The following is a 17,580-nucleotide window of genomic DNA, read 5'->3' as shown; positions in this document are numbered from 1 at the left end:
CGATGAAGTCGTCGGCGCCGAGGCCAAAGCCCTTCACCTTGGCACCCGGGCGGGAGAGGCCCGACAGGATCAGCACCGGGGTGGTGCTGCGGCCGGCGCGCAGGCGGCGGACCACCTCGTAGCCCTCCATGTCCGGCAGCATGAGGTCGAGCACCACGATGTCGTAGTCGTAGAGGCGCGCGAGCTCGAGCGCCTCCTCCCCCGTGTCGGCGGCGTCCACGATCATGCCCTGGGTCTTGAGCATGAGCGTCACCCCGCGCGAGGTGGTCAGGTCATCTTCTACGAGCAGGACGCGCATTGTTCCGTTCCTCAGTCGTTCTGGCACCATTAAGACAACTTATGAGCGAGTAGTGAAGGGCTTTTTTCATCTGCAAGATGTATTAATATACGAGACAATGTGTATAGAAAAGGTTAGCAGGATGCGTGACCTCCCAGGTGCGTTCCGGCAATTCGCCGAAAAAATAAGCGATATTCGTGGTTTAACTGCCATTGGGCAGGTCCGGGGCGTGCAGGGGCTCTCCATCGAGGTTGCCGGCCTTCACCCTCAAATCTCAATCGGAGGTTGCGTTCGCCTGTGCCGCCAAGGCGAAAGAGAAATACACGCAGAGGTTGTAGGTGTGCGCGGGGAGGTGGCCCTTGCTGTGGGTGGCGGGGGAGTGGAAGGGCTCGCCGTCGGGGCCCAGGTCGAAAACGCGGGCGCTGTGTCGGTCAGTCCTTGTGACGCCTGGCTGGGGAGGGTCGTGGATCCGACCGGGCGGCCGCTCGATGGCCGCGGCCCTCTGGCCTTGGGGACGCAGGCGCGTCTGCTCCGGGCGACGGCTCCGGAAGCCGGGACGCGGGCGAGGCTCGGCCCCCGCGTGGATCTTGGGGTGCGCGCCCTCGATGCCTTCGCCACCTGCCGCCGCGGCCAGCGCCTGGGCCTCTTCGCCGCCTCCGGTGTCGGCAAGTCGAGTCTCATGGCCATGCTGGCGCGGCACGCGGACTGCGACGTCGCCGTCATCGGCCTGGTCGGGGAGCGCGGCCGCGAGCTGCGCGAGTTCGTGGAGGACGACCTGGGGCCAGAGGGACTCGCCCGAAGCGTCGTGGTCTGCGCGACCTCGGACCAGGCGCCCCTGATTCGCCGCAACGCGGCGCTCGCGGCCATGGCCGTCGCCGAGCACTTCCGCGACGCGGGCAAGCGCGTGCTGCTGATGATGGACAGCGTCACGCGCTTCGCCATGGCCCTGCGGGAGATCGGCCTCTCGGCCGGCGAGCCTCCCGCCACCCGCGGCTTCCCGCCGAGCGTCTTCGCCGAACTGCCGCGCCTGCTCGAACGCGCGGGACCGGGCCCGGAGGGCTGCGCCGGCTCGATCACCGGCCTCTTCACCGTCTTGGTCGAGGGCGACGACCACGACGAACCGGTGGCCGACGCCGTGCGCGGCATCCTCGACGGGCACGTCGTGCTGGACCGCCGGATCGGGGAGGGAGGGCGCTACCCGGCCGTCGACGTGCTGCGCAGCCTCTCCCGCACCGTTCCCGGCTGCCTGGAGCCGGAGGAGCGGCAGATCCTCGCCCGGGCCCGCCGGATCCTGGCGCTTCACCGCGACATGGCCGACATGGTCCGCCTGGGCGCCTACCGCGCCGGCAGCGACCCGGCCGTCGACGAGGCGGTGAGCCTGGCGCCGGCGATCGAGGACGTGCTGCGCCAGGGCAAGGAGGAGGCCGGGAGCGTGGCCGGTGCTTTCGCGGCGCTCGCGCTCGCCATGGGGTCGGAGCGGTGACCGACTCCCTGGCCGTCCTCGCGCGTCTTCGCAACGCCGAGGTCGCGGCGGCCCGCCGCCGCGTGGCCGAGGAAGCCGCGCGGCGCGAGGCGGCTGAGATGGCGGCCCGTTCCGCCGACGAGGCGCTGGTGGCGGAGGCCCGGCACGGCACCGGCTACGTCGCCTGGCTGCCGCGCGGGCTCGCGCTGCGCGCTGCCGCCGAGGACGAGGCGCGCCGCGCCCAGGAACGCGCCGCCGAGGCGATCCTCTCCCTGGCCGCTGCACGGGCGTCCGAGCGCGCGGTCGAGTCGCTGTCGGAGATGCGGGCCGCCGAGGCACGGCGGCGCGCCCGGCGCGACGAGCAGCGCCGCCTGGACGAGGCGGGAGCGCGCCGACCCTCTCAGCCCCAGGGCTGATCGCCCGGCGCCGCCTCGCCTGGCGCAATCGGCGCCGCCGTCGCCGCCCAGTCCAGCAGGCCGGCCGCCCGCTCGATGGCGGCGTAGAGTTCCGCGTAGTCGCGGATGACGAAGTAGACGGGCTGCACCTCGTCGATTCGGTAGGCGCTGCGAAGAACCCGGTCCATGTCGAAGCGAAGCCGTTGGGGCGAATCCGACAGGGCGTGGAGCGTCTCGGTCCGCGAGGAGAGGATGCCCGCGCCGTAGGCGCGCAGCCCCTCCCGCTCCTGGATGAGGCCGAACTCGACCATGAACCAGTAGAAGCGGGCGAGAGGGGCAAGCTGCCCCTTCCGCTCCGCCTGCAGCCCCAGGCGGCCATACGCTTCCAGGAAGCCCGCGTAGTCGGGGTTCGTGAGCAAGGGGACGTGGCCGAGGAAGTCGTGGAAGATGTCCGGCTCCACGATGTAGTCGAGCTCCTCCGGGCGCCGGATCCACTCGGTCACCGGGAAGCGCCGGCGGGCGAGCAGGGCGAAGAACTGCGCGTCCGGGAGGAGGCCAGGGCAGGGCACAAGGCGCCATCCCGTCGCCTCCTCCAGGATGTCCGACGCGACGGGCAGCTCCGGCACGGCCTGGTCGCAGCGAAGGCGATCCAGCCCCTTCAGCCAGTCGGAGGCCGCGCGGCCAGGATAGATGGTGCGCTGGCGCGCAACCAGCGCCCGCCAGGTGGCGTGCTCGGCCTCGGAACGGGCAAGGGGCGTCTCGGGCAGGGTGCCGTCGGGGCGGGCCCGGGCGTAGTCCCCGCGCAAGCCCTCCGGCAGCGTCTGGGTACCGATGATCCCGTCGGCCGGGTGGATTCTGCTGTCCATCGCCTCGCTCCCTCGCTCTTCGCACAGGTTAGGTCGAGCGCTCCGGGGAAAAGATGCAAACTGCGCGGACAGGCCGGCCGAATTGGCGAATCCCGGAAGCAAGAGGGCTCGATCATGGCGAAAACCCCTCCAGCGCTCGATTCGACCGACCGGCGAATCCTTCGCGTCCTGCAGCGCGACGGCCGGCTCCCGGTCGTGGCCCTGGCCGAGCAGGTCGGCCTCTCCCCGACCCCCTGCCAGCGGCGCGTCCGCAGGCTGGAGGAGGAGGGGGTGATCGGCCGCTACGCCGCCGTGGTGGACCCGGGGCGGGTCGGGTTGCCGTTGCAGGCCTTCGTCATGGTCGCCCTGTCGAGCCACGCGGAGGAGGTCGTCGAAGGATTCCAGAAGGCCCTCTCCGCGCGCCCGGAGGTGCTGGCGGCCTACGCGATGAGCGGGGAGATGGACTACCTGCTGCACGTCCTCGCGGCCGACTTCGAGGCCTACGCCGACTTCGCCGTGCGGGCGCTGCTGAGGATGCCGGGGGTGAAGGAGACGAAGTCCTCCTTCGTGCTGGCCGCACTCAAGCCGCCGGGCGAGGTGCCGGTCTAGCGGGGCAACCCGCCCGATTTAGAGGTTCATAACGATCTTATGATGTTCTGAGCCCTCACGATCCCGGGCGGATCAAGGGGCTACGCCGATGCGCGACAACGGACCGATCACCACCACCGAGGTGCCGCTTCCGGAAGGTGCCCTCCTCGTCTCTCAGACCGACACGGGCGGCCGGATCATCTTCGCCAACGACGCCTTCGTCGAGGTGAGCGGCTTCGGGCGGGATGAGCTGATCGGCGCCCCGCACAGCCTCGTCCGCCACCCCCACATGCCCCAGGCCGCCTTCCGCGACCTCTGGGAGACGGTGCGCGCGGGCAAGCCCTGGGAAGGCCTCGTCAAGAACCGCACCAAGACCGGCGACTTCTACTGGGTGCGCGCGAACGTGACCCCGGTGGTCGAGGAAGGGGTGCTGCAGGGCTTCATCTCGATTCGCACCCAGCCCGAGCGGGCGGAGGTGGCGGCCGCGGAGGCCGCCTACGCCGCCATCCGCGAGGGACGCGGGCGGCACCTCAAGGTGCGGGGCGGCGCCATCGTCCACACGGGCCTCCTCTCCCGCGCGCGGCGCGCGATGCGCGGCATCGGGGTGAGCGTCATCGTCGATTTCGGCGTCGTCTTCGCCGCCGTCGCCGCGTCCCTCTTCGCGGCGGCCCAGGGGGTCGGCTGGGAGGTGCGCGCCACGGCGCTGGCGGGCGTCGCGGTGCTCGTCACGCTCCACGTGGCATCGGTCCTGCGGCGACTGCAGCGCGCCTTCCTGCGGATCGACCAGCAGTTCGGCGCCCTCGCGCGCGGCGACCTGCGCGAGACGATCGAGGACGCCTCCGTCTCCGAGCTTCGCGCCATCAGCGGCTTTCTTCGCAGCCTGCGGGCGAAGCTCGCCTATGCCGAGGAGGTGCGCGCCCAGCGCGACCGCGACGCCGCACTGGCCCGCGTCGCCGCGCTCCGCGAAATGGCCGACAAGGTGGAGAACGCCGCGCAGCGGACGGCCGAGGAGGTGACGACCATCTCGCTGGAGATGGCCCAGGACGCCTCGGGCATGGCCGACGCAGCCGAGGCCGTGGGCCATCACGCGGGAACGGCGGCCCGCGCGGCGGGCAACGCGCTGGCGAGCGCCCAGACCATGGCCGCCGCCTCCGAGGAGCTGGCCGTCTCCATCACCGGGATCACCCAGCGCGTGAACGAGGCCAGCGACACGACGCGGGCCGCGGTCGCCGAGAGCGACGCCGCGCAGCAGGCGATCGGCCACCTGCGCAGCGAGGTGGAGCAGGTCGGGCAGATCACCTCGCTGATCGCCGACATCGCCAGCCAGACGCACCTGCTCGCCCTGAACGCGACCATCGAGGCCGCGCGCGCCGGCGAATCGGGCCGCAGCTTCGCCGTCGTCGCGGCGGAGGTGAAGAAGCTGGCCGGACAGACCGAGCGGGCCACGGACGAGATCACGAAGCAGATCGCCCAGATCCAGATGGCCACCTCCGACACGGTCGAGGCCGTGGCGCGGATCGGCGGGAAGGTCGGCCAGATCGACGAGGTCTCGGCCGCGATCGCCGCCGCGATGGAGCAGCAGAGCGAGGCCACGCAGGAGATCAGCCGCTCCGTGTCCGAGGCCGCCGCGGCCGCGCAATCGGTGACCGACGCAATGACCGGCGTCCTGCAGATCGCCGGCCAAGCCGACGAGAAGGCGAAGCGTCTCCGCTCCGGCGCGGACGACCTGGCCGGCAAGGCTGGGCAGTCGCGCCAGCGGCTGGTCCAGTCCGTCCGCACCTCCGTCGCGGAGGCGGAGCGGAGAACCCATCAGCGGCGGCCGGTCAGCGAGCCCTGCGAGCTCTTCCTGGGAGGCGTGCTGCACCAGGCCACGCTGGTCGACATCTCGGAGGAGGGCGCGCGCGTCCGCGTGGGCGCCGCCTGCCCCGTGGGCGATGCCGGCGAACTCCGGCTGAAGCGGGTTGGCCTCCTCGCCGGGTGCAAGGTCGTCTTCGACCGGGGCGAGGAGGGGGTGGGACTGGCCTTCACGCGCCCGATCTCCGTCCCGCCGGAACTCGACGCCCGCGACCGCCAGGCCGCCTGAAGGCCGCGGCCCTCCGCCCGCGCGGATTGCTGCCGCGCCGACCGCAGCCTAGCCTCCGCGCAACAGGACGCGGAGGAATGAATGGCCCGGATCGGCTTCGTTGGCTTGGGCAACATGGGCGCGCCGATGGCCCGCAACCTCGTCCAAGCCGGGCACGCGGTCGCGGTGTTCGACCTCTCGGCGCAAGCCATGGCCCGTGCCGAGGGCGCCGCCGCGGCGGCGTCGGGGGCCGAGGCGGCAAGGGGCGCCGATTTCGTCATCACCATGCTGCCGGCCGGTCAGCACGTGCGCGACGCCTGGCTCGGCACGGGCGGCCTGGCCAAGGCGGCGGCGCCGGAGGCCGTCCTGCTCGACTGCTCCACCATTGATGTCGGCACGGCGCGGGAGGTGGCCGCCGCCGCGGGCAAGCCCTTCCTCGATGCGCCTGTGTCCGGCGGGGTGATGGGCGCGGAGGCCGGTACCCTGACTTTCATGGTGGGCGGCCCGGCCGAGGCCTTTGCCCGCGCCGAGCCGGTCCTTCGCGCCATGGGCCGGACCGTCGTGCACTGCGGGGAGGCCGGGGCGGGGCAGGCGGCCAAGGCCTGCAACAACATGCTGCTGGCGATCAGCATGATCGGCACCTGCGAGGCCTTCGTCCTCGCCGAGAAGCTCGGCCTCTCGCACGAGGCGCTGTTCGAGGTGGCCTCGAAGTCGTCGGGCCAGTGCTGGTCGCTGACCACCTACTGCCCCGTGCCCGGGCCCGTCCCGGGCAGCCCCGCCAACCGCGGGTACCAGCCGGGCTTCGCCGCGGCGCTCATGCTGAAGGACCTGGGGCTGGCCCAGCAGGCGGCGGACGAGACGGGCGCGGCCACCCCCATGGGCGCGCGGGCGCTCGACCTCTACCGGCGCTTCGTGGAGCAGGACGGGGCGGGCCGGGACTTCTCCGGCATCATCGAGATGCTGCGGAGCAGCCCGCCGGGTTGATCGCCGGCCCCCTTCCGCAACTCAGCGGCCCCGCGCCGCTTCTGCTGGCAGCGCAGCCGATCGGCGGAGCCCGGCAGGACGGCCGGGCCTTGGTTGTCGCGGCAGGGGGCGCATGACACTCGACCAGGCTTTGGCCTTCGCGCTGATGGGCGTGACCATCGGCTTCTTTCTCTGGGGACGCTTCGCCTACGACGCCGTGGCCCTGGGAGCCCTGCTGGCGGGCGTCCTCCTCGGTGTCGTGCCGGCAGACAAGGCGTTCGAGGGCTTCTCGGACGACGTCGTGCTGATTGTCGCGGCGGCGCTGGTGATCAGCCAGGCCGTCGCCCGCTCCGGCGCGGTCGAGACAATCCTCCGGCCCATCACGCCCCGCCTGCGCACCGTCTCGGTCCAGGTGCCTGTGCTGGTGGGCGCGACCATGCTGCTCTCGGTCTTCACAAAGAACGTTGGCGCCCTCGCGATCATGATGCCCGTCGCGCTGCAGATCGCCCGCCGCACCGGCACGCCGCCCGCCGCGATGCTCATGCCGATGGCCGCGGCCGCCATGGTGGGCGGGGTCGTCACGCTTGTCGGCACCGCCCCCAACATCATCATGTCCCGCGTGCGGGAGGAGCTGACGGGCACCCCCTTCCACATGTTCGACTACACGCCGGTCGGGCTCGGCGTCTGCGCGGTGGCTCTGCTGTTCCTCTCCGTCGGCTGGAGGCTGCTGCCCGGGGGGCGGCGCGGCGCGGCCTCGATGGAGGCGGCCTTCAACATCAGCCACTACACGCTGGAAGCCCGGCTGCCGGACGAGGGCGAAGCGGTCGGCCTCACGGTGGCCGAGCTGGAGGCGCTCGCGGAGGGCGAGGTGCAGGTCTCGGCCGTCCTGCCGCCGCGCCAGTCGTCTCCGGACGGTGCGGACGAAGCGATGGCGAAAGGGGCCGGAGCCGAGCCGTCGCCCGATCACCCGCTGCCGGCCGGCCAGGCGCTCATCCTCCGGGGCGAGCCGGCCGATCTCGAGCGGCTGGTCGCCCGCGCCGAGCTGATCCTCGCCGAGGACGAGTTCACCCGCGACGACCCCGACACCGACGCCGACGACCAGCAGGTGATGGAGGGGGTGATCACCGGGGACAGCCCCATGGTCGGCCGCACGCCGGCGGCCCTCTCGCTGCGGAACCGCCACGGCCTCTCCCTCCTGGCGGTCAGCCGCCGTGGCGAGCGCCACATCCAGGAGCGCCTCTCGGATCTCCGCTTGCGGGCGGGCGACGTCGTGCTCCTCCGCGGCCTCGCCGCGAGCATGCCGGACAAGATGGGCGAGCTGCGCGTCCTGCCGCTCGCCGAGCGCGACATGGCCCTCGGCCGTGGGCGGCGGTCCTGGATCCCGCTCGCCGTGCTCGCCGCGGCCATGGCCATCGTCGCCGCCGGCCTGCTCCCCATCGCCGTCGCCTTCTTCGGCGCGGTGGTCGCCATGTTCGCGCTGCGCGTCATGTCGGCCCGCGACGCCTACCAGGCGGTGGACTGGCCGGTGGTCGTGCTCCTGGCCGCGCTGATCCCCGTCAGCGGGGCCATCCAGCACACGGGCGGCACGGACCTTCTGGCGGGCTGGCTGACGGGCGCGGTGCAGGGCCTGCCGGGGATGGCCGCGCTCGGCGTGACGATGATGCTCGCCATGGCCGTGACGCCCTTCCTGAACAACGCCGCGACGGTCCTCGTCATGGGGCCGATCGCGGCGACGCTGGCGTCCAAGCTCGGCCTGAACCCCGATCCCTTTCTCATGGCGGTGGCGCTGGGCGCGGCGAGCGACTTCCTCACGCCCATCGGCCACCAGTGCAACACGCTGGTCATGGGGCCGGGCGGCTACCGCTTCGGCGACTACGCCCGCCTGGGCCTGCCACTCTCGATCCTGATGCTGCTGGTGGGCGTCCCGCTGATCGCGCTGTTCTGGCCGCTCGCCCCGCACTAGCCGTCAGCGCCAGCGGCGGTGCATCCAGAGCCACTGCCCGGGGTGCTCGCGCACCCAGCCGGCGATGACGTCGTTGATGACCTGGGTGGCGGCGGGCACATCGATCAGGCCCTCCGCGTCGCGCGGCATCGGGATGGGGTCGGTGAGCTCGAGGCGGAAGCGGCCGCCCTCCAGCCGGATCGCGCGGGCGCCGCGCACCGGGCAATCGAAGCGGCGAGCGAGGTTGGCCAGCAACGGGTTGGCCTGGGCGGGGCGGCCGAGGAAGTCGATGCGCGGGCCGCGGCCGAAGCGCTGGTCCACCACCATGCCGACCACCGCCCCCCGCTGCAGCGCCTTGGCCAGCTTGGTCGGCGCCATCAGCCCGGCGGGGATGAGCTCCCCCATGGCGCCCTTCCGCAGCGCGAGGATGGCCTCCGCGATCGGCCGGCTGTTCGGCGTCCGATAGAGCACGGCGGCGTCCAGCCCGTGCCGCGCCGCGGCCACGGCGGGCAGCTCCCAGTTCGCGAGATGGGCGGCGAAGATGAGGACCGGGCCGCCGCTCTCCCGCAGCTCCTGGAAGCGCGCGTAGGTCGCGTCGTCCACCTCGATCCGGCCGGCCGGGTCGCGCGGCTCCGTCAGGTCCCAGATGCGGTCGATATGGACGTACTCGCAGGCGACGCGGCCGAGATTGTCCCAGGCCTCGTCGGCGATCGCCCGGTGCCAGGCGGCGTCCTTCTCGGGGAAGGCGGCGGCGATGTTCTCCATCGCGATCCGGTGGGCGCCGGTGAAGGGGCCGAGGCGGCGCGCGACGGCCGCGCCGATCCGGGGCGCAAGATCGGGGCCGAGCGCGCGCGGCACGGAGAAGCCGAGCCGGGTGAGGGCCGATAGCGCCGCCTCCGCCGCACCCCCTCCCTTCGCCACGGCTAGATCGTCACCACGATCTTGCCGAAGACGCGCCGGCTCTCGAGACGGTCCAGGCCTTCCGCGAAGTTCTCGAGGGGGATGACGCGGTCGAGCACCGGGGACATGCCGCCGGCCATCTTCGCCAGCCCGTCCGCCACGTTGCGCATGGAGGCGCCGAAGGAACCGAAGATGCGGAGCTGGCGTTGGAAGATCATCATCAGGTTGGTCTCGGCGGAAACGCCCGAGGTGCTGCCGCAGGTCACGAGCCGCCCGCCCATCTTCAGCGCCAGCAGCGAGCCCGCCCAGGTGGTGGCGCCCACGTGCTCGAACACCACGTCCACGCCGCGCTTGCCGGTGACGCGCCGCGCGAAGGAGGCGAAGTTCTTCTCGCTGTAGTTCACGACATGGTCGGCGCCGAGCGCCGCGGCCTTCGCGCATTTCTCGTCGTCGCCGGCCGTCGCGATCACCGTGCAGCCCAGCGCCTTGGCCTCCTTGATGGCCACCGTGCCGATGCCCGATCCCGCGGCCTGGATGAGGATGGTCTCGCCGGGCTGGAGGCGCGCGTTGTCGAACAGCATGTGCTCGACGGTCGAGAAGGTGATGGCGGCGCAGGCGGCGTCGTTGTCGGGAACCGCGTCGGGCACCCGCACCAGCAGGCGCGCCTTCTGGTTCACGTATTCCTGCGCGAAGCCGTCGAGGTGGAAGCCCATCACCCCCGAGACGTTCTCGCAGAGGTTGTCGCGCCCCGCGAGGCAGGCCTCGCAGCGGCCGCAGGTCTGGGCGCCGTAGGGCGCCACGCGGTCGCCGGGCTTCCAGCCCTCCACGCCCTCGCCGAGGGCGACCACCTCGCCCACGGCTTCCGCGCCGACGCAGATCGGCAGCTTGCGCTGGGTGAAGGCCATGCCCCGCCAGCCCCAGACGTCGATGTGGTTCAGCGCGACGGCCCGCATCCGCAGCCGGACCTCGCCGGGGCCGGGAGGCGGGGGCTCGGCGATGTCCTCCAGGCGGAGGTCGCGGTCGCCGTGGAGGCGGAGGGCGCGCATCAGGTGGGTTCCGCGGAAAGGACCAGGCAGACGTTCTGGCCGCCGAAGCCGAAGGAATTGGAGAGGACGTGCCGCACCGTCGCGTCGCGCGCGACGTTGGGCACGACGTCGAGCGTGATGCCGGGGTCGGGCTCGTCGTGGTTGATGGTGGGCGGCAGGCGCTGGTCGCGGATGGTGAGCAGCGAGAAGACGGCCTCCAGCGCGCCGGCGGCCGAGAGGGTGTGCCCGATCATGCTCTTGTTCGAGGAGATCGGCGGCGCGTTCTCCCCGAACACCGCGCGCATGCCGAAATTCTCCATCTTGTCGTTCTCCGGCGTGCCGGTGCCGTGACCGTTGACGTAGGAGATGTCGCCCGGCTCCAGCCCGGCATCGGCGAGCGCGTTCCGCATCGCGCCGACGATGGCACGGCCATCGGGGTTGGAGCGGGTGCGGTGGAAGTTGTCCGCGCGCTCGCCCGCGCCGGAAACGAGGCCGAGGATGGTGGCGCCGCGCGCCTTCGCGGCCTCGTAGTTCTCCAGCACCAGCGCGCCCGCGCCCTCGGACATGACGAAGCCGGCGCGGTTCTTCTCGAAGGGCCGGGAGGCCTTCGCCGGGTCGTCGTTGCGGGTGGAGAGGGCGGAGAGAAGCGAGAAGCGGATCAGCGCCTCGGGCTGCACGGTGCTGTCGGCGCCGAGCGCGACGCAGGCGTCGCACTCGCCGCGCTGGATGGCTTCCACGCCGAGCTGGATGGCGGTGGCGCCGGTGGCGCAGGCGGTGGTGACGGAGATGGGGGCGCCGCGCGTGCCGAAGCGGGCGGCCAGGCGCTCCCCCACGCCGCCGTAGAGGAAGGTCTCGTACACGTCGTGCCGGCCCTCGGCCTGCTTCGTCATCGCGGCGTAGGAGGGATCCCGGGCGCGGCGGGCGAGGTCGAAGCGCGTCGGCCATTCCACCTCCACGGGCGGCATGCCGAGGAAGAGGGGGCCGGGGAAGGCGCCCTTGCTGCCGATGGTGGCCTCGCTCACGGCTTCCTCGATGGCCATGCCGGCGATGCGCTCCACCCGGACGGGGCTGGTGAGGCCTTCGTCGTCCGGCAGGTCCACCGTGCCGGCGATGGTGGTCTTCAGGTGGTCGGTCGGAAATCGCGTGATGCGGCGGATGCCGGACTGGCCGGCCAGCAGGCGCGACCAGCTCTCGGCCACGCCGAAGCCGAGCGAGGTCACGGCGCCGATCCCGGTGACGGCGACGAGGGGACGGCCGAGATGGTCGCGCATGGTCAGGGCTCCGCCCTCGAGACGGTGGCGAGCGCCTCGCCGCGCCACTGGCCGAAGCCGGTGACGAGGATGCGGGAGGGGGCGTCCTCCGGGTCCATCGGCGCGTCGGCGGGGTCCATGGGGGCGTAGAAGCCGCCCCGGTGCAGGGCGAGCGCGGCCAGGGCGACATGGGCGGGGAAGGCGCCCTCCACCCCGTGGCCGATCAGGCTTCCCGGCCGGCGGACGGGGGCGCCGACGCCGCGGAGGAAGGCGTCCTCCTCCGCCCAGGCGCCGGGCGTGCCCGTCGCGCCGGAGATGACGGCGTCCACGCCCCCGGGGGCGACGCGGGCGAGCAGGGCGCGGGCCGCGGCCGTGGCCTCCCCGGGCGCGGCGCGGCGCGCGGCGTCGGTGGCGACGGCATCCAGCCGGGCAAGGACGCGGGCGCCGCGGGAGCGCGCGTGCTCGGCGGTCTCCAGCACCAGGAAGCCCGCCATGCCCCCGAGCACCATGCCCGGCCGCTCGCGCTCGGAGAGCGGCCGGTGCGGTCCCTGCCAGAGGCCGTCCTCGCCGCGGTAGAGCAGCAGGAGGTCCCAGCGCTGCGCCGTCATCGCGCCGCCCACGAGCGCGATGCCGCCGCGGCCTTCGGCGAGGCGGGCATGCGCGATGCGCAGCGCGTCGGCGCCCGCGCTCTCCTCGCCCATGAAGGTGCGGGAGGAACCGGTGACGCCGTGGACGATCGAGATGTTGCCCGCCAGCAGGTTCGAGAGCTGGGCAAGGAAGAGCGTGGGGCGGAGGCCCGTGGCCAGCATCTCGTTCAGGCGCGGGCCGTCGTTCGCCTCGGCCAGTTCGGCGTTCACCTGCTCGTCAAGCGCCAGGTCGCGCTCGCCGCCGCCGGCGGCGACGACCAGGTGCATGTCCTCCACCAGGCCGCGCGCGTCGGCGTCGTCGATGGCCAGCCCCGCGGCGTAGGTGCCCAGGCGCTGCCAGGGCTCCATCTGCCGCTGGTCGCCCTTCTTGGGGATCTGCCGGTCGAGGGTGAGCGGCGGCAGGGGATGCACGGGCCAGGGGGCGTAGGTGTCGTTGTCCACGACCGGCGCGGCGCCGGCCGAGAGGGCGTCCCAATGGGCGTCCGGCCCCTCGCCGAGGGCGGTGACCAGGCCGATGCCCGTGATGACGACGTCCCGGCGCGTCATGCGGCGTATCCGGGAAGGCCGATCCGCGCGGCGTTGGCGCGCATGGCGGCCTCCAGCTCCGGGTTGGGGAAGGGCATCGAGCGCAGCAGGATCTCGGCCTCGGCGATGCGCTTGCCCGCGCTCGTCAGGCGCGCCTCGGTCACGGTGTAGCCCGATCCCTCGTGCGAGATGCGGGCGGTGACGTCGAGCGGCGCGTCGGGGCCCACGAAGGAGCGGAACTTCGCCTCCTTCACCGTCATCAGGAAGGGCATGCGCTCGAAGTTGTTGCGCCCGAGGATGAGCCAGCCGCTCGCCTGCGCCATGGTCTCGACCAGCAGCACGCCGGGCACCAGCGGGTGGCCGGGGAAGTGCCCCTCGAAGACGGGCGACGCCTCGGGCACGCGGCTCTCCACCACGATGGCGTCGCCCTCGAGCGACACCACCCGGTCGATCATCTGGAAGTATTCGAGGCGCATGCGCGCCTCAGCCCGCCTTGGCGGCGACCAGCTCGTCGATGCGGGTCGCGAGGTTCTTCATGACGAAGTAGTGGTCCGCGGGCTTCTCGCCGGCGTTCACCTCCTGCGTCCACTTCTCGACCGGCACCTTGATGCCGAAGGCCTTGTCGATGGCGAAGACGATGTCCAGGAAGTCGAGGCTGTCGATGCCGAGGTCCTCGGTGACGTGGCTGTCCGGCTTGATGCCGTCCCGGGCAACCTCGCTGTTCTCCGCGATGATGTCGGCCACCCGGTCGAAGGTGGGAGTGGTGTCGGCAGCCATGGGACGGTTCCTGGTCGGGCGCGGACCCCGCCGCGCCGGGCGCCGGGCAGGGAAGGGGTCTCGGGTGATCGGCGCGGGTGATGGACCGGAATCGGGTCCGAAGTCCAGGGGCGGGGCCGGTCAGGGCCGCGCCGGTCCCTCCGGGGCCGCGGGGGCGAGGAGCCCCAGCGCCCGGTCCAGCAGCAGCGCGAGCCAGGCGGTGAAGATCGCCCCCTGCAGCACGTAGGAGGGATTGGCGTTGGCCAGGCCCGTCACGATCGGCGTGCCGAGGCAGCGCGTCCCCGCGATGGCGCCGACCGCCGTGGTGGCGACCGAGAGCGTGACGGCCACCCGCAGCCCCGCGAGCATCACGGGCCGGGCAAGGGGCAGCTCCACGTCCCGCAGCCGCTGCCAGCCGGAGAGGCCGAGGCCGCGCGCCGCCTCGACGGCGCCGGGCGGCACGGAATCCAGCCCCGAGACGGTGGCGCGCAGCACCGGAAGCGCCGCGTAGAGGACGAGCGCCAGCAGCGTGGGCGCGGCGCCGAAGCCGAGCAGCGGCAGGGCCAGCGCGATGGCGGCTACCGGCGGGATGCTCTGGGCGAGCGAGAAGACGGCGTCCAGCAGCGGGCGCAGCCGCCGCCCGCCCGCGCGGGTGGCGAGCACGCCCGCGGGAACGCCGATGAGGGCCGCGAGGGCGACCGCCCCGAGCGACAGGGCGAGGTGCCAGCCCAGCAGCGAGAGCCAGGGGTCCTGCAGGTAGGTCGGCCGCGCGACCTCCGGGAAAAGGGCGCGCCAGAGCGCCTCGGCTTGCGGGGCGGCCAGGAGGGCGGCGAGGAAGGCCACGGCCTCGGCGCCGAGGCGAAGGGCGCGGCGCGTCACGGGGCCGAATGGCCGAGGAGGCCCGCCACGGTCAGGTGGCGCGGCGGGTCCCCCTCCAGCGCCAAGCAGCCGGTCCCGTGCTCGAGCATGAGGAGGAGCGCGTCGCTCAGCCGGGCGCCGGCCGGCAGAAGGGGCGCCCCCGGCGCGGGGCCGGGCGCCGCGGCGGCGGCGGCGTCGAGGGCCGCGAGGCGGTGGAAGGCGAGGGCGCCGGCCCGCACCATCCGGCGCACCACGTCGGGCGCGCCCGGGCCGAAGACCTCCGCGGGCACCCCCTCGGCGACCAGCCGTCCCCCCGCCATGACGGCGACGCGGCTGGCCAGGGCGAGCGCCTCCTCCACATCGTGGGTCACCAAGAGGATCGTCTTGCCCGTCTCCGCGTGGATGCGGCGCAGGGCGGCCTGCAGCTCGCGGCGCGTGCCCGGGTCGAGCGCGGAGAAGGGCTCGTCCATCAGCAGGACGGGCGGGTCCGCCGCCAGGGCGCGGGCAAGGCCCACGCGCTGCGCCTGGCCCCCGGACAGGGTCGCCGGCGGGCGGTCCCGGTAGGCGCGGGGCTCCAGCCCGACCATCGCCAGCAGGGCGTCCACCCGTGCCTCGATGCGCGCGCGGTCCCAGCCGAGCAGGCGGGGCACGGTGGCCACGTTCTCGGCGACGCTGCGGTGGGGAAAGAGCCCGACGGACTGGATGACGTAGCCGATCCCGCGGCGAAGAGCCTGCGGGTCGATCGCGGCCACGTCCCGGCCCTGGAGGGTCACGCGGCCGGCGCTCGGCTCGACCAAGCGGTTGACCGTGCGAAGAAGGGTGGACTTGCCCGAGCCGCTCTCGCCGAGCAGGACGCAGAGGGCGCCGGACGGCACCTCCAGGCTGACCTCCCGCAGCGCCTCGACCGCGCCGTAGCGGTGGGAGACGGCCTCGAAGGCGATCATGGCGCGACCCGCCGCGCGAGAAGCGCCAGCCCGGCGTCGACGGCCAGCGACAGCGCGAGGATGGGGAAGACTCCGAGGAGGATGAGGTCGGTGGCCAGCTGCCCGATGCCCTGGAACACGAGGGTTCCCAGCCCGCCGCCGCCGACCAGGGCGGCCAGGGTGGACAGCCCCACCGCCTGCACGGAAGCCAGCCGCAGCGCCCCCAGCATGACCCCCGCCCCCAGCGGCAGCCGCACCCCGAGGAGCACGCCCCGGGGCGAGAGGCCCTGCCCGCGCGCGGCCTCGAGGAGGTCGTCCGGCGCCACGCGAAGGCCCGAGAGGATCCCCCCAGCCAGCGGGAGCACGAGATAGGCCGCGATCCCGATCACGGCCGGGGCGGGGCCAATGCCGCCCAGCCCCATAGCGCGCAGCGCGGGGAAGGCGGTGGCCAGGGCGGCGAGCGGGGCGATCAGTAGGCCGAAGAGGGCGATCGAGGGAACCACCTGGATGCCCGAGGCGATGGCCAGGAAGGCGCCCTCCAGCCGCGGGCGGACGAAGGCCAGCGCCGAGAGCGGGACGGCGACCAGCAGGGCGAGGAGGAGCGAGGCGAGGGAGAGGCCGAGATGGCCCGCGATGGCGCCCCGGAGGTCGGCGGCACGCCCGGCCATCTCCCGGGCGAGGGAGAGGGAGTCGAACACCCCGGCGGCGCCCAGGGCCGCCAGCCCCAGCAGCGCGCCGAGCAGGGGCAGCGCCGGGGTGCCGCCGCGGACGACCGCCGCGGCGGCCAGGGCGAGGGCGAGCAGCAGCAGGCCCAGCCAAGCCCCCGCGGCCGGCGCCGCCCGGGCCACGGTGCTCCCGGCGGGCAGGGCGGCCGCGGTGCCGAGCCCGACCGTCGCGGCCAGGGCGAGGACCGCGCCGATGGCCGCCGCCTCGGCCAGCCAGAAAGGCCGGGGCCGCCAGGCGGCCAGGAGAAGCACGAGGCCGGAGAGATGGAACAGCACGAGGGCCGCGAGGACGGGCGCGCTCCCGGGCAGCGAGGCCGCCCGCGGCGAGACCAGCCGGTTCGGGGCGACCGAGATCCAGCCGAGCAGAAGCGGCGCCAGGATGGCCGCCAGGGCCAGGGGCGCGAGGGCGGGCGCGCCCGCGAGGCGCCCGGCCGGGCAGTGGGGGGAGGGCACCGCGCCGCGTTCAGCCGGCCTGCCCGACGCGGCGAAGGTGCTCCTGGGCGACGTCGCGGAGCGGGCGGCCCTCCACCACGATGGCGGCGTTCAGCGCCTGCAACCGCTCGAGCGTGAGCGCCGCGAAGGCGGGCGCGAGCCAGGCCTGCAGGTCGGGCAGCCCCCGCGCCACCTCGCCGCGCGCGCAGGGCGCGGGCTGGTAGACGATCTGCGCGCCGCGGGTGTCCTCCAGCACGCGGAGCGAGAGGGCGGAGATCGCGCCGTCCGTGCCGTAGACCATCGCCGCGTTCACCCCGCTGAGGCCTTCCCCTGCCGCCCGCATGGTGACCGCCGTGTCGCCGCCCGGCAGCACGAGAAGCTGCGCGGGCGAGAGGGTGAAGCCGTAGGCGCGCTGGAAGGCGGGGAGGGCGGCCGGGCTCTCCACGAACTCGGCGGAGGCGGCGAGCTTGAAGGCGCCGCCGCCCGCGAGGTGCCGGGCCAGGTCCTCCAGGCTGTGAAGGTTTGCCCGCGCGGCCAGGTCGCCGCGAACGGCGATGGCCCAGGTGTTGTTCGCGGGGGCGGGGCGGAGCCAGGCGATGTCGTTCCGCTCGGCGTCGAGCGCCCGCACGCGCTCATAGGCGGTCTCGGCGCGCTTCCAGGCGGGGTCGTCCTCCTGCTGGAAGAAGAAGGCGCCGTTGCCCGTGTATTCCGGGTAGAGGTCCACCTCCCCGGCCAGGATGGCCTGGCGGAGGATGCGGGTGGGGCCGAGCTGCAGGCGCGGGCGCACGGCCACCCCGCGCGCCTCCAGCACGGAGGCGATGATCTGCCCGAGCAGAGCGCCCTCCGTGTCGAGCTTGGAGGCGACGGTGACCGGGCGGCCCTCCCGCGCCCCGCTTCCCTGGGCGCGCGCCGGCCGGGCGGAAAGGGCGGGCAGGGCCAGGGCGGAGCCCAGCAGGAGGCGGCGTGTCGGCGTCGCGGGCATGCCCGGTGTCTCCCCTCGCCGGT

General features: G+C 73.7%; 18 protein-coding genes. 6 read left to right on the top strand and 12 right to left on the bottom strand.

Features of this window, described 5'->3' with window-relative positions:
* Positions 1 to 298: response regulator (locus EAH89_RS22990; RefSeq protein WP_140882198.1), on the bottom strand; the 298-nt coding region annotated here is incomplete at its 3' end.
* Between the two features lie 121 nt (positions 299 to 419).
* On the opposite strand from EAH89_RS22990, the gene EAH89_RS22985 reads away from it, so the two are divergent.
* Both EAH89_RS22985 and EAH89_RS22980 read left to right on the top strand, forming a co-directional pair.
* Positions 420 to 1,760: a FliI/YscN family ATPase gene (locus EAH89_RS22985; RefSeq protein ID WP_140886049.1), complete on the top strand. Its 1,341-nt coding sequence runs from the start codon at positions 420 to 422 to the stop codon at positions 1,758 to 1,760.
* On the top strand, positions 1,757 to 2,155 hold the full coding sequence (locus EAH89_RS22980) for a hypothetical protein (RefSeq protein ID WP_140886048.1): 399 nt from the start codon (positions 1,757 to 1,759) through the stop codon (positions 2,153 to 2,155). Before EAH89_RS22985 ends, EAH89_RS22980 begins: the two co-directional genes overlap by 4 nt.
* On the opposite strand, the gene phhA is transcribed toward EAH89_RS22980, so the two are convergent.
* A complete protein-coding gene (gene phhA / locus EAH89_RS22975) occupies positions 2,140 to 3,000 on the bottom strand; it encodes a phenylalanine 4-monooxygenase (protein WP_140886047.1) in 861 nt (286 codons plus the stop codon). The genes EAH89_RS22980 and phhA overlap by 16 nt on opposite strands.
* A 114-nt stretch (positions 3,001 to 3,114) precedes the next feature.
* Here phhA and EAH89_RS22970 point away from each other — a divergent pair, with 114 nt between their 5' ends.
* From EAH89_RS22970 to EAH89_RS22955, 4 genes are all read left to right on the top strand, one after another.
* The gene (locus tag EAH89_RS22970; protein ID WP_140886045.1) at positions 3,115 to 3,588 is read left to right on the top strand and encodes an Lrp/AsnC family transcriptional regulator; all 474 of its coding nucleotides are present in this window, start codon (positions 3,115 to 3,117) and stop codon (positions 3,586 to 3,588) included.
* An 88-nt stretch (positions 3,589 to 3,676) separates the two neighbouring features.
* Positions 3,677 to 5,650 (top strand): methyl-accepting chemotaxis protein, encoded by a 1,974-nt coding sequence (locus tag EAH89_RS22965; RefSeq protein WP_140886043.1) that lies wholly within the window; start codon positions 3,677 to 3,679, stop codon positions 5,648 to 5,650.
* A gap of 81 nt (positions 5,651 to 5,731) precedes the next feature.
* The gene (mmsB, locus tag EAH89_RS22960; protein WP_140886041.1) at positions 5,732 to 6,613 is read left to right on the top strand and encodes a 3-hydroxyisobutyrate dehydrogenase; all 882 of its coding nucleotides are present in this window, start codon (positions 5,732 to 5,734) and stop codon (positions 6,611 to 6,613) included.
* 112 nt (positions 6,614 to 6,725) lie between these two features.
* Positions 6,726 to 8,555, top strand: coding sequence for an SLC13 family permease (locus tag EAH89_RS22955; protein ID WP_140886039.1), 1,830 nt, complete (start codon positions 6,726 to 6,728; stop codon positions 8,553 to 8,555).
* A gap of 3 nt (positions 8,556 to 8,558) precedes the next feature.
* On the opposite strand, the gene EAH89_RS22950 is transcribed toward EAH89_RS22955, so the two are convergent.
* The 10 genes from EAH89_RS22950 to osmF all read right to left on the bottom strand — a co-directional run bounded on the left by EAH89_RS22950 (position 8,559) and on the right by osmF (position 17,557).
* Positions 8,559 to 9,455, bottom strand: coding sequence for a lipid A biosynthesis lauroyl acyltransferase (locus EAH89_RS22950; protein WP_140886037.1), 897 nt, complete (start codon positions 9,453 to 9,455; stop codon positions 8,559 to 8,561).
* Positions 9,456 to 9,457: 2 nt separating this feature from the next.
* Positions 9,458 to 10,480, bottom strand: a complete 1,023-nt coding sequence (locus tag EAH89_RS22945; RefSeq protein WP_140886035.1) for a zinc-binding dehydrogenase — start codon at positions 10,478 to 10,480, stop codon at positions 9,458 to 9,460.
* Positions 10,480 to 11,730: a beta-ketoacyl-ACP synthase gene (locus EAH89_RS22940; RefSeq protein ID WP_140886034.1), complete on the bottom strand. Its 1,251-nt coding sequence runs from the start codon at positions 11,728 to 11,730 to the stop codon at positions 10,480 to 10,482. Before EAH89_RS22940 ends, EAH89_RS22945 begins: the two co-directional genes overlap by 1 nt.
* 2 nt (positions 11,731 to 11,732) lie before the next feature.
* Positions 11,733 to 12,902: a beta-ketoacyl-ACP synthase gene (locus EAH89_RS22935; RefSeq protein WP_140886033.1), complete on the bottom strand. Its 1,170-nt coding sequence runs from the start codon at positions 12,900 to 12,902 to the stop codon at positions 11,733 to 11,735.
* On the bottom strand, positions 12,899 to 13,357 hold the full coding sequence (locus EAH89_RS22930) for a 3-hydroxyacyl-ACP dehydratase FabZ family protein (protein ID WP_140886031.1): 459 nt from the start codon (positions 13,355 to 13,357) through the stop codon (positions 12,899 to 12,901). The genes EAH89_RS22935 and EAH89_RS22930 overlap by 4 nt, the downstream gene beginning before the upstream one ends.
* 7 nt (positions 13,358 to 13,364) lie before the next feature.
* The gene (locus tag EAH89_RS22925) at positions 13,365 to 13,658 is read right to left on the bottom strand and encodes an acyl carrier protein (RefSeq protein ID WP_140886030.1); all 294 of its coding nucleotides are present in this window, start codon (positions 13,656 to 13,658) and stop codon (positions 13,365 to 13,367) included.
* Positions 13,659 to 13,778: 120 nt separating this feature from the next.
* On the bottom strand, positions 13,779 to 14,516 hold the full coding sequence (locus tag EAH89_RS22920) for an ABC transporter permease (RefSeq protein ID WP_140886028.1): 738 nt from the start codon (positions 14,514 to 14,516) through the stop codon (positions 13,779 to 13,781).
* Complete coding sequence (locus tag EAH89_RS22915) at positions 14,513 to 15,439, bottom strand: ABC transporter ATP-binding protein (RefSeq protein WP_140886027.1); 927 nt, start codon at positions 15,437 to 15,439, stop codon at positions 14,513 to 14,515. Before EAH89_RS22915 ends, EAH89_RS22920 begins: the two co-directional genes overlap by 4 nt.
* Positions 15,436 to 16,596: an ABC transporter permease subunit gene (locus EAH89_RS22910; protein WP_140886026.1), complete on the bottom strand. Its 1,161-nt coding sequence runs from the start codon at positions 16,594 to 16,596 to the stop codon at positions 15,436 to 15,438. The genes EAH89_RS22915 and EAH89_RS22910 overlap by 4 nt, the downstream gene beginning before the upstream one ends.
* Positions 16,597 to 16,606: 10 nt before the next feature.
* Complete coding sequence (osmF, locus tag EAH89_RS22905; protein ID WP_140886024.1) at positions 16,607 to 17,557, bottom strand: glycine betaine ABC transporter substrate-binding protein OsmF; 951 nt, start codon at positions 17,555 to 17,557, stop codon at positions 16,607 to 16,609.
* Between the last annotated feature and the right edge of the window lie 23 nt (positions 17,558 to 17,580).

Source organism: Muricoccus nepalensis (assembly GCF_006438825.1).
Taxonomy (GTDB): Bacteria; Pseudomonadota; Alphaproteobacteria; order Acetobacterales; family Acetobacteraceae; genus Roseomonas; species Roseomonas nepalensis.
This window is presented reverse-complemented; position numbering and strand designations above follow the sequence as displayed.

What these genes read in the sequence shown, in the direction of transcription:
- EAH89_RS22985 (WP_140886049.1), top strand. Translation starts at nt 420, where the DNA reads ATGCGTGACCTCCCAGGTGCGTTCCGGCAATTCGCCGAAAAAATAAGC.
- phhA (WP_140886047.1), bottom strand. Translation starts at nt 3,000, where the DNA reads ATGGACAGCAGAATCCACCCGGCCGACGGGATCATCGGTACCCAGACG.
- EAH89_RS22970 (WP_140886045.1), top strand. Translation starts at nt 3,115, where the DNA reads ATGGCGAAAACCCCTCCAGCGCTCGATTCGACCGACCGGCGAATCCTT.
- EAH89_RS22965 (WP_140886043.1), top strand. Translation starts at nt 3,677, where the DNA reads ATGCGCGACAACGGACCGATCACCACCACCGAGGTGCCGCTTCCGGAA.
- mmsB (WP_140886041.1), top strand. Translation starts at nt 5,732, where the DNA reads ATGGCCCGGATCGGCTTCGTTGGCTTGGGCAACATGGGCGCGCCGATG.
- EAH89_RS22955 (WP_140886039.1), top strand. Translation starts at nt 6,726, where the DNA reads ATGACACTCGACCAGGCTTTGGCCTTCGCGCTGATGGGCGTGACCATC.
- EAH89_RS22945 (WP_140886035.1), bottom strand. Translation starts at nt 10,480, where the DNA reads ATGCGCGCCCTCCGCCTCCACGGCGACCGCGACCTCCGCCTGGAGGAC.
- EAH89_RS22940 (WP_140886034.1), bottom strand. Translation starts at nt 11,730, where the DNA reads ATGCGCGACCATCTCGGCCGTCCCCTCGTCGCCGTCACCGGGATCGGC.
- EAH89_RS22935 (WP_140886033.1), bottom strand. Translation starts at nt 12,902, where the DNA reads ATGACGCGCCGGGACGTCGTCATCACGGGCATCGGCCTGGTCACCGCC.
- EAH89_RS22930 (WP_140886031.1), bottom strand. Translation starts at nt 13,357, where the DNA reads ATGCGCCTCGAATACTTCCAGATGATCGACCGGGTGGTGTCGCTCGAG.
- EAH89_RS22925 (WP_140886030.1), bottom strand. Translation starts at nt 13,658, where the DNA reads ATGGCTGCCGACACCACTCCCACCTTCGACCGGGTGGCCGACATCATC.
- EAH89_RS22915 (WP_140886027.1), bottom strand. Translation starts at nt 15,439, where the DNA reads ATGATCGCCTTCGAGGCCGTCTCCCACCGCTACGGCGCGGTCGAGGCG.
- osmF (WP_140886024.1), bottom strand. Translation starts at nt 17,557, where the DNA reads ATGCCCGCGACGCCGACACGCCGCCTCCTGCTGGGCTCCGCCCTGGCC.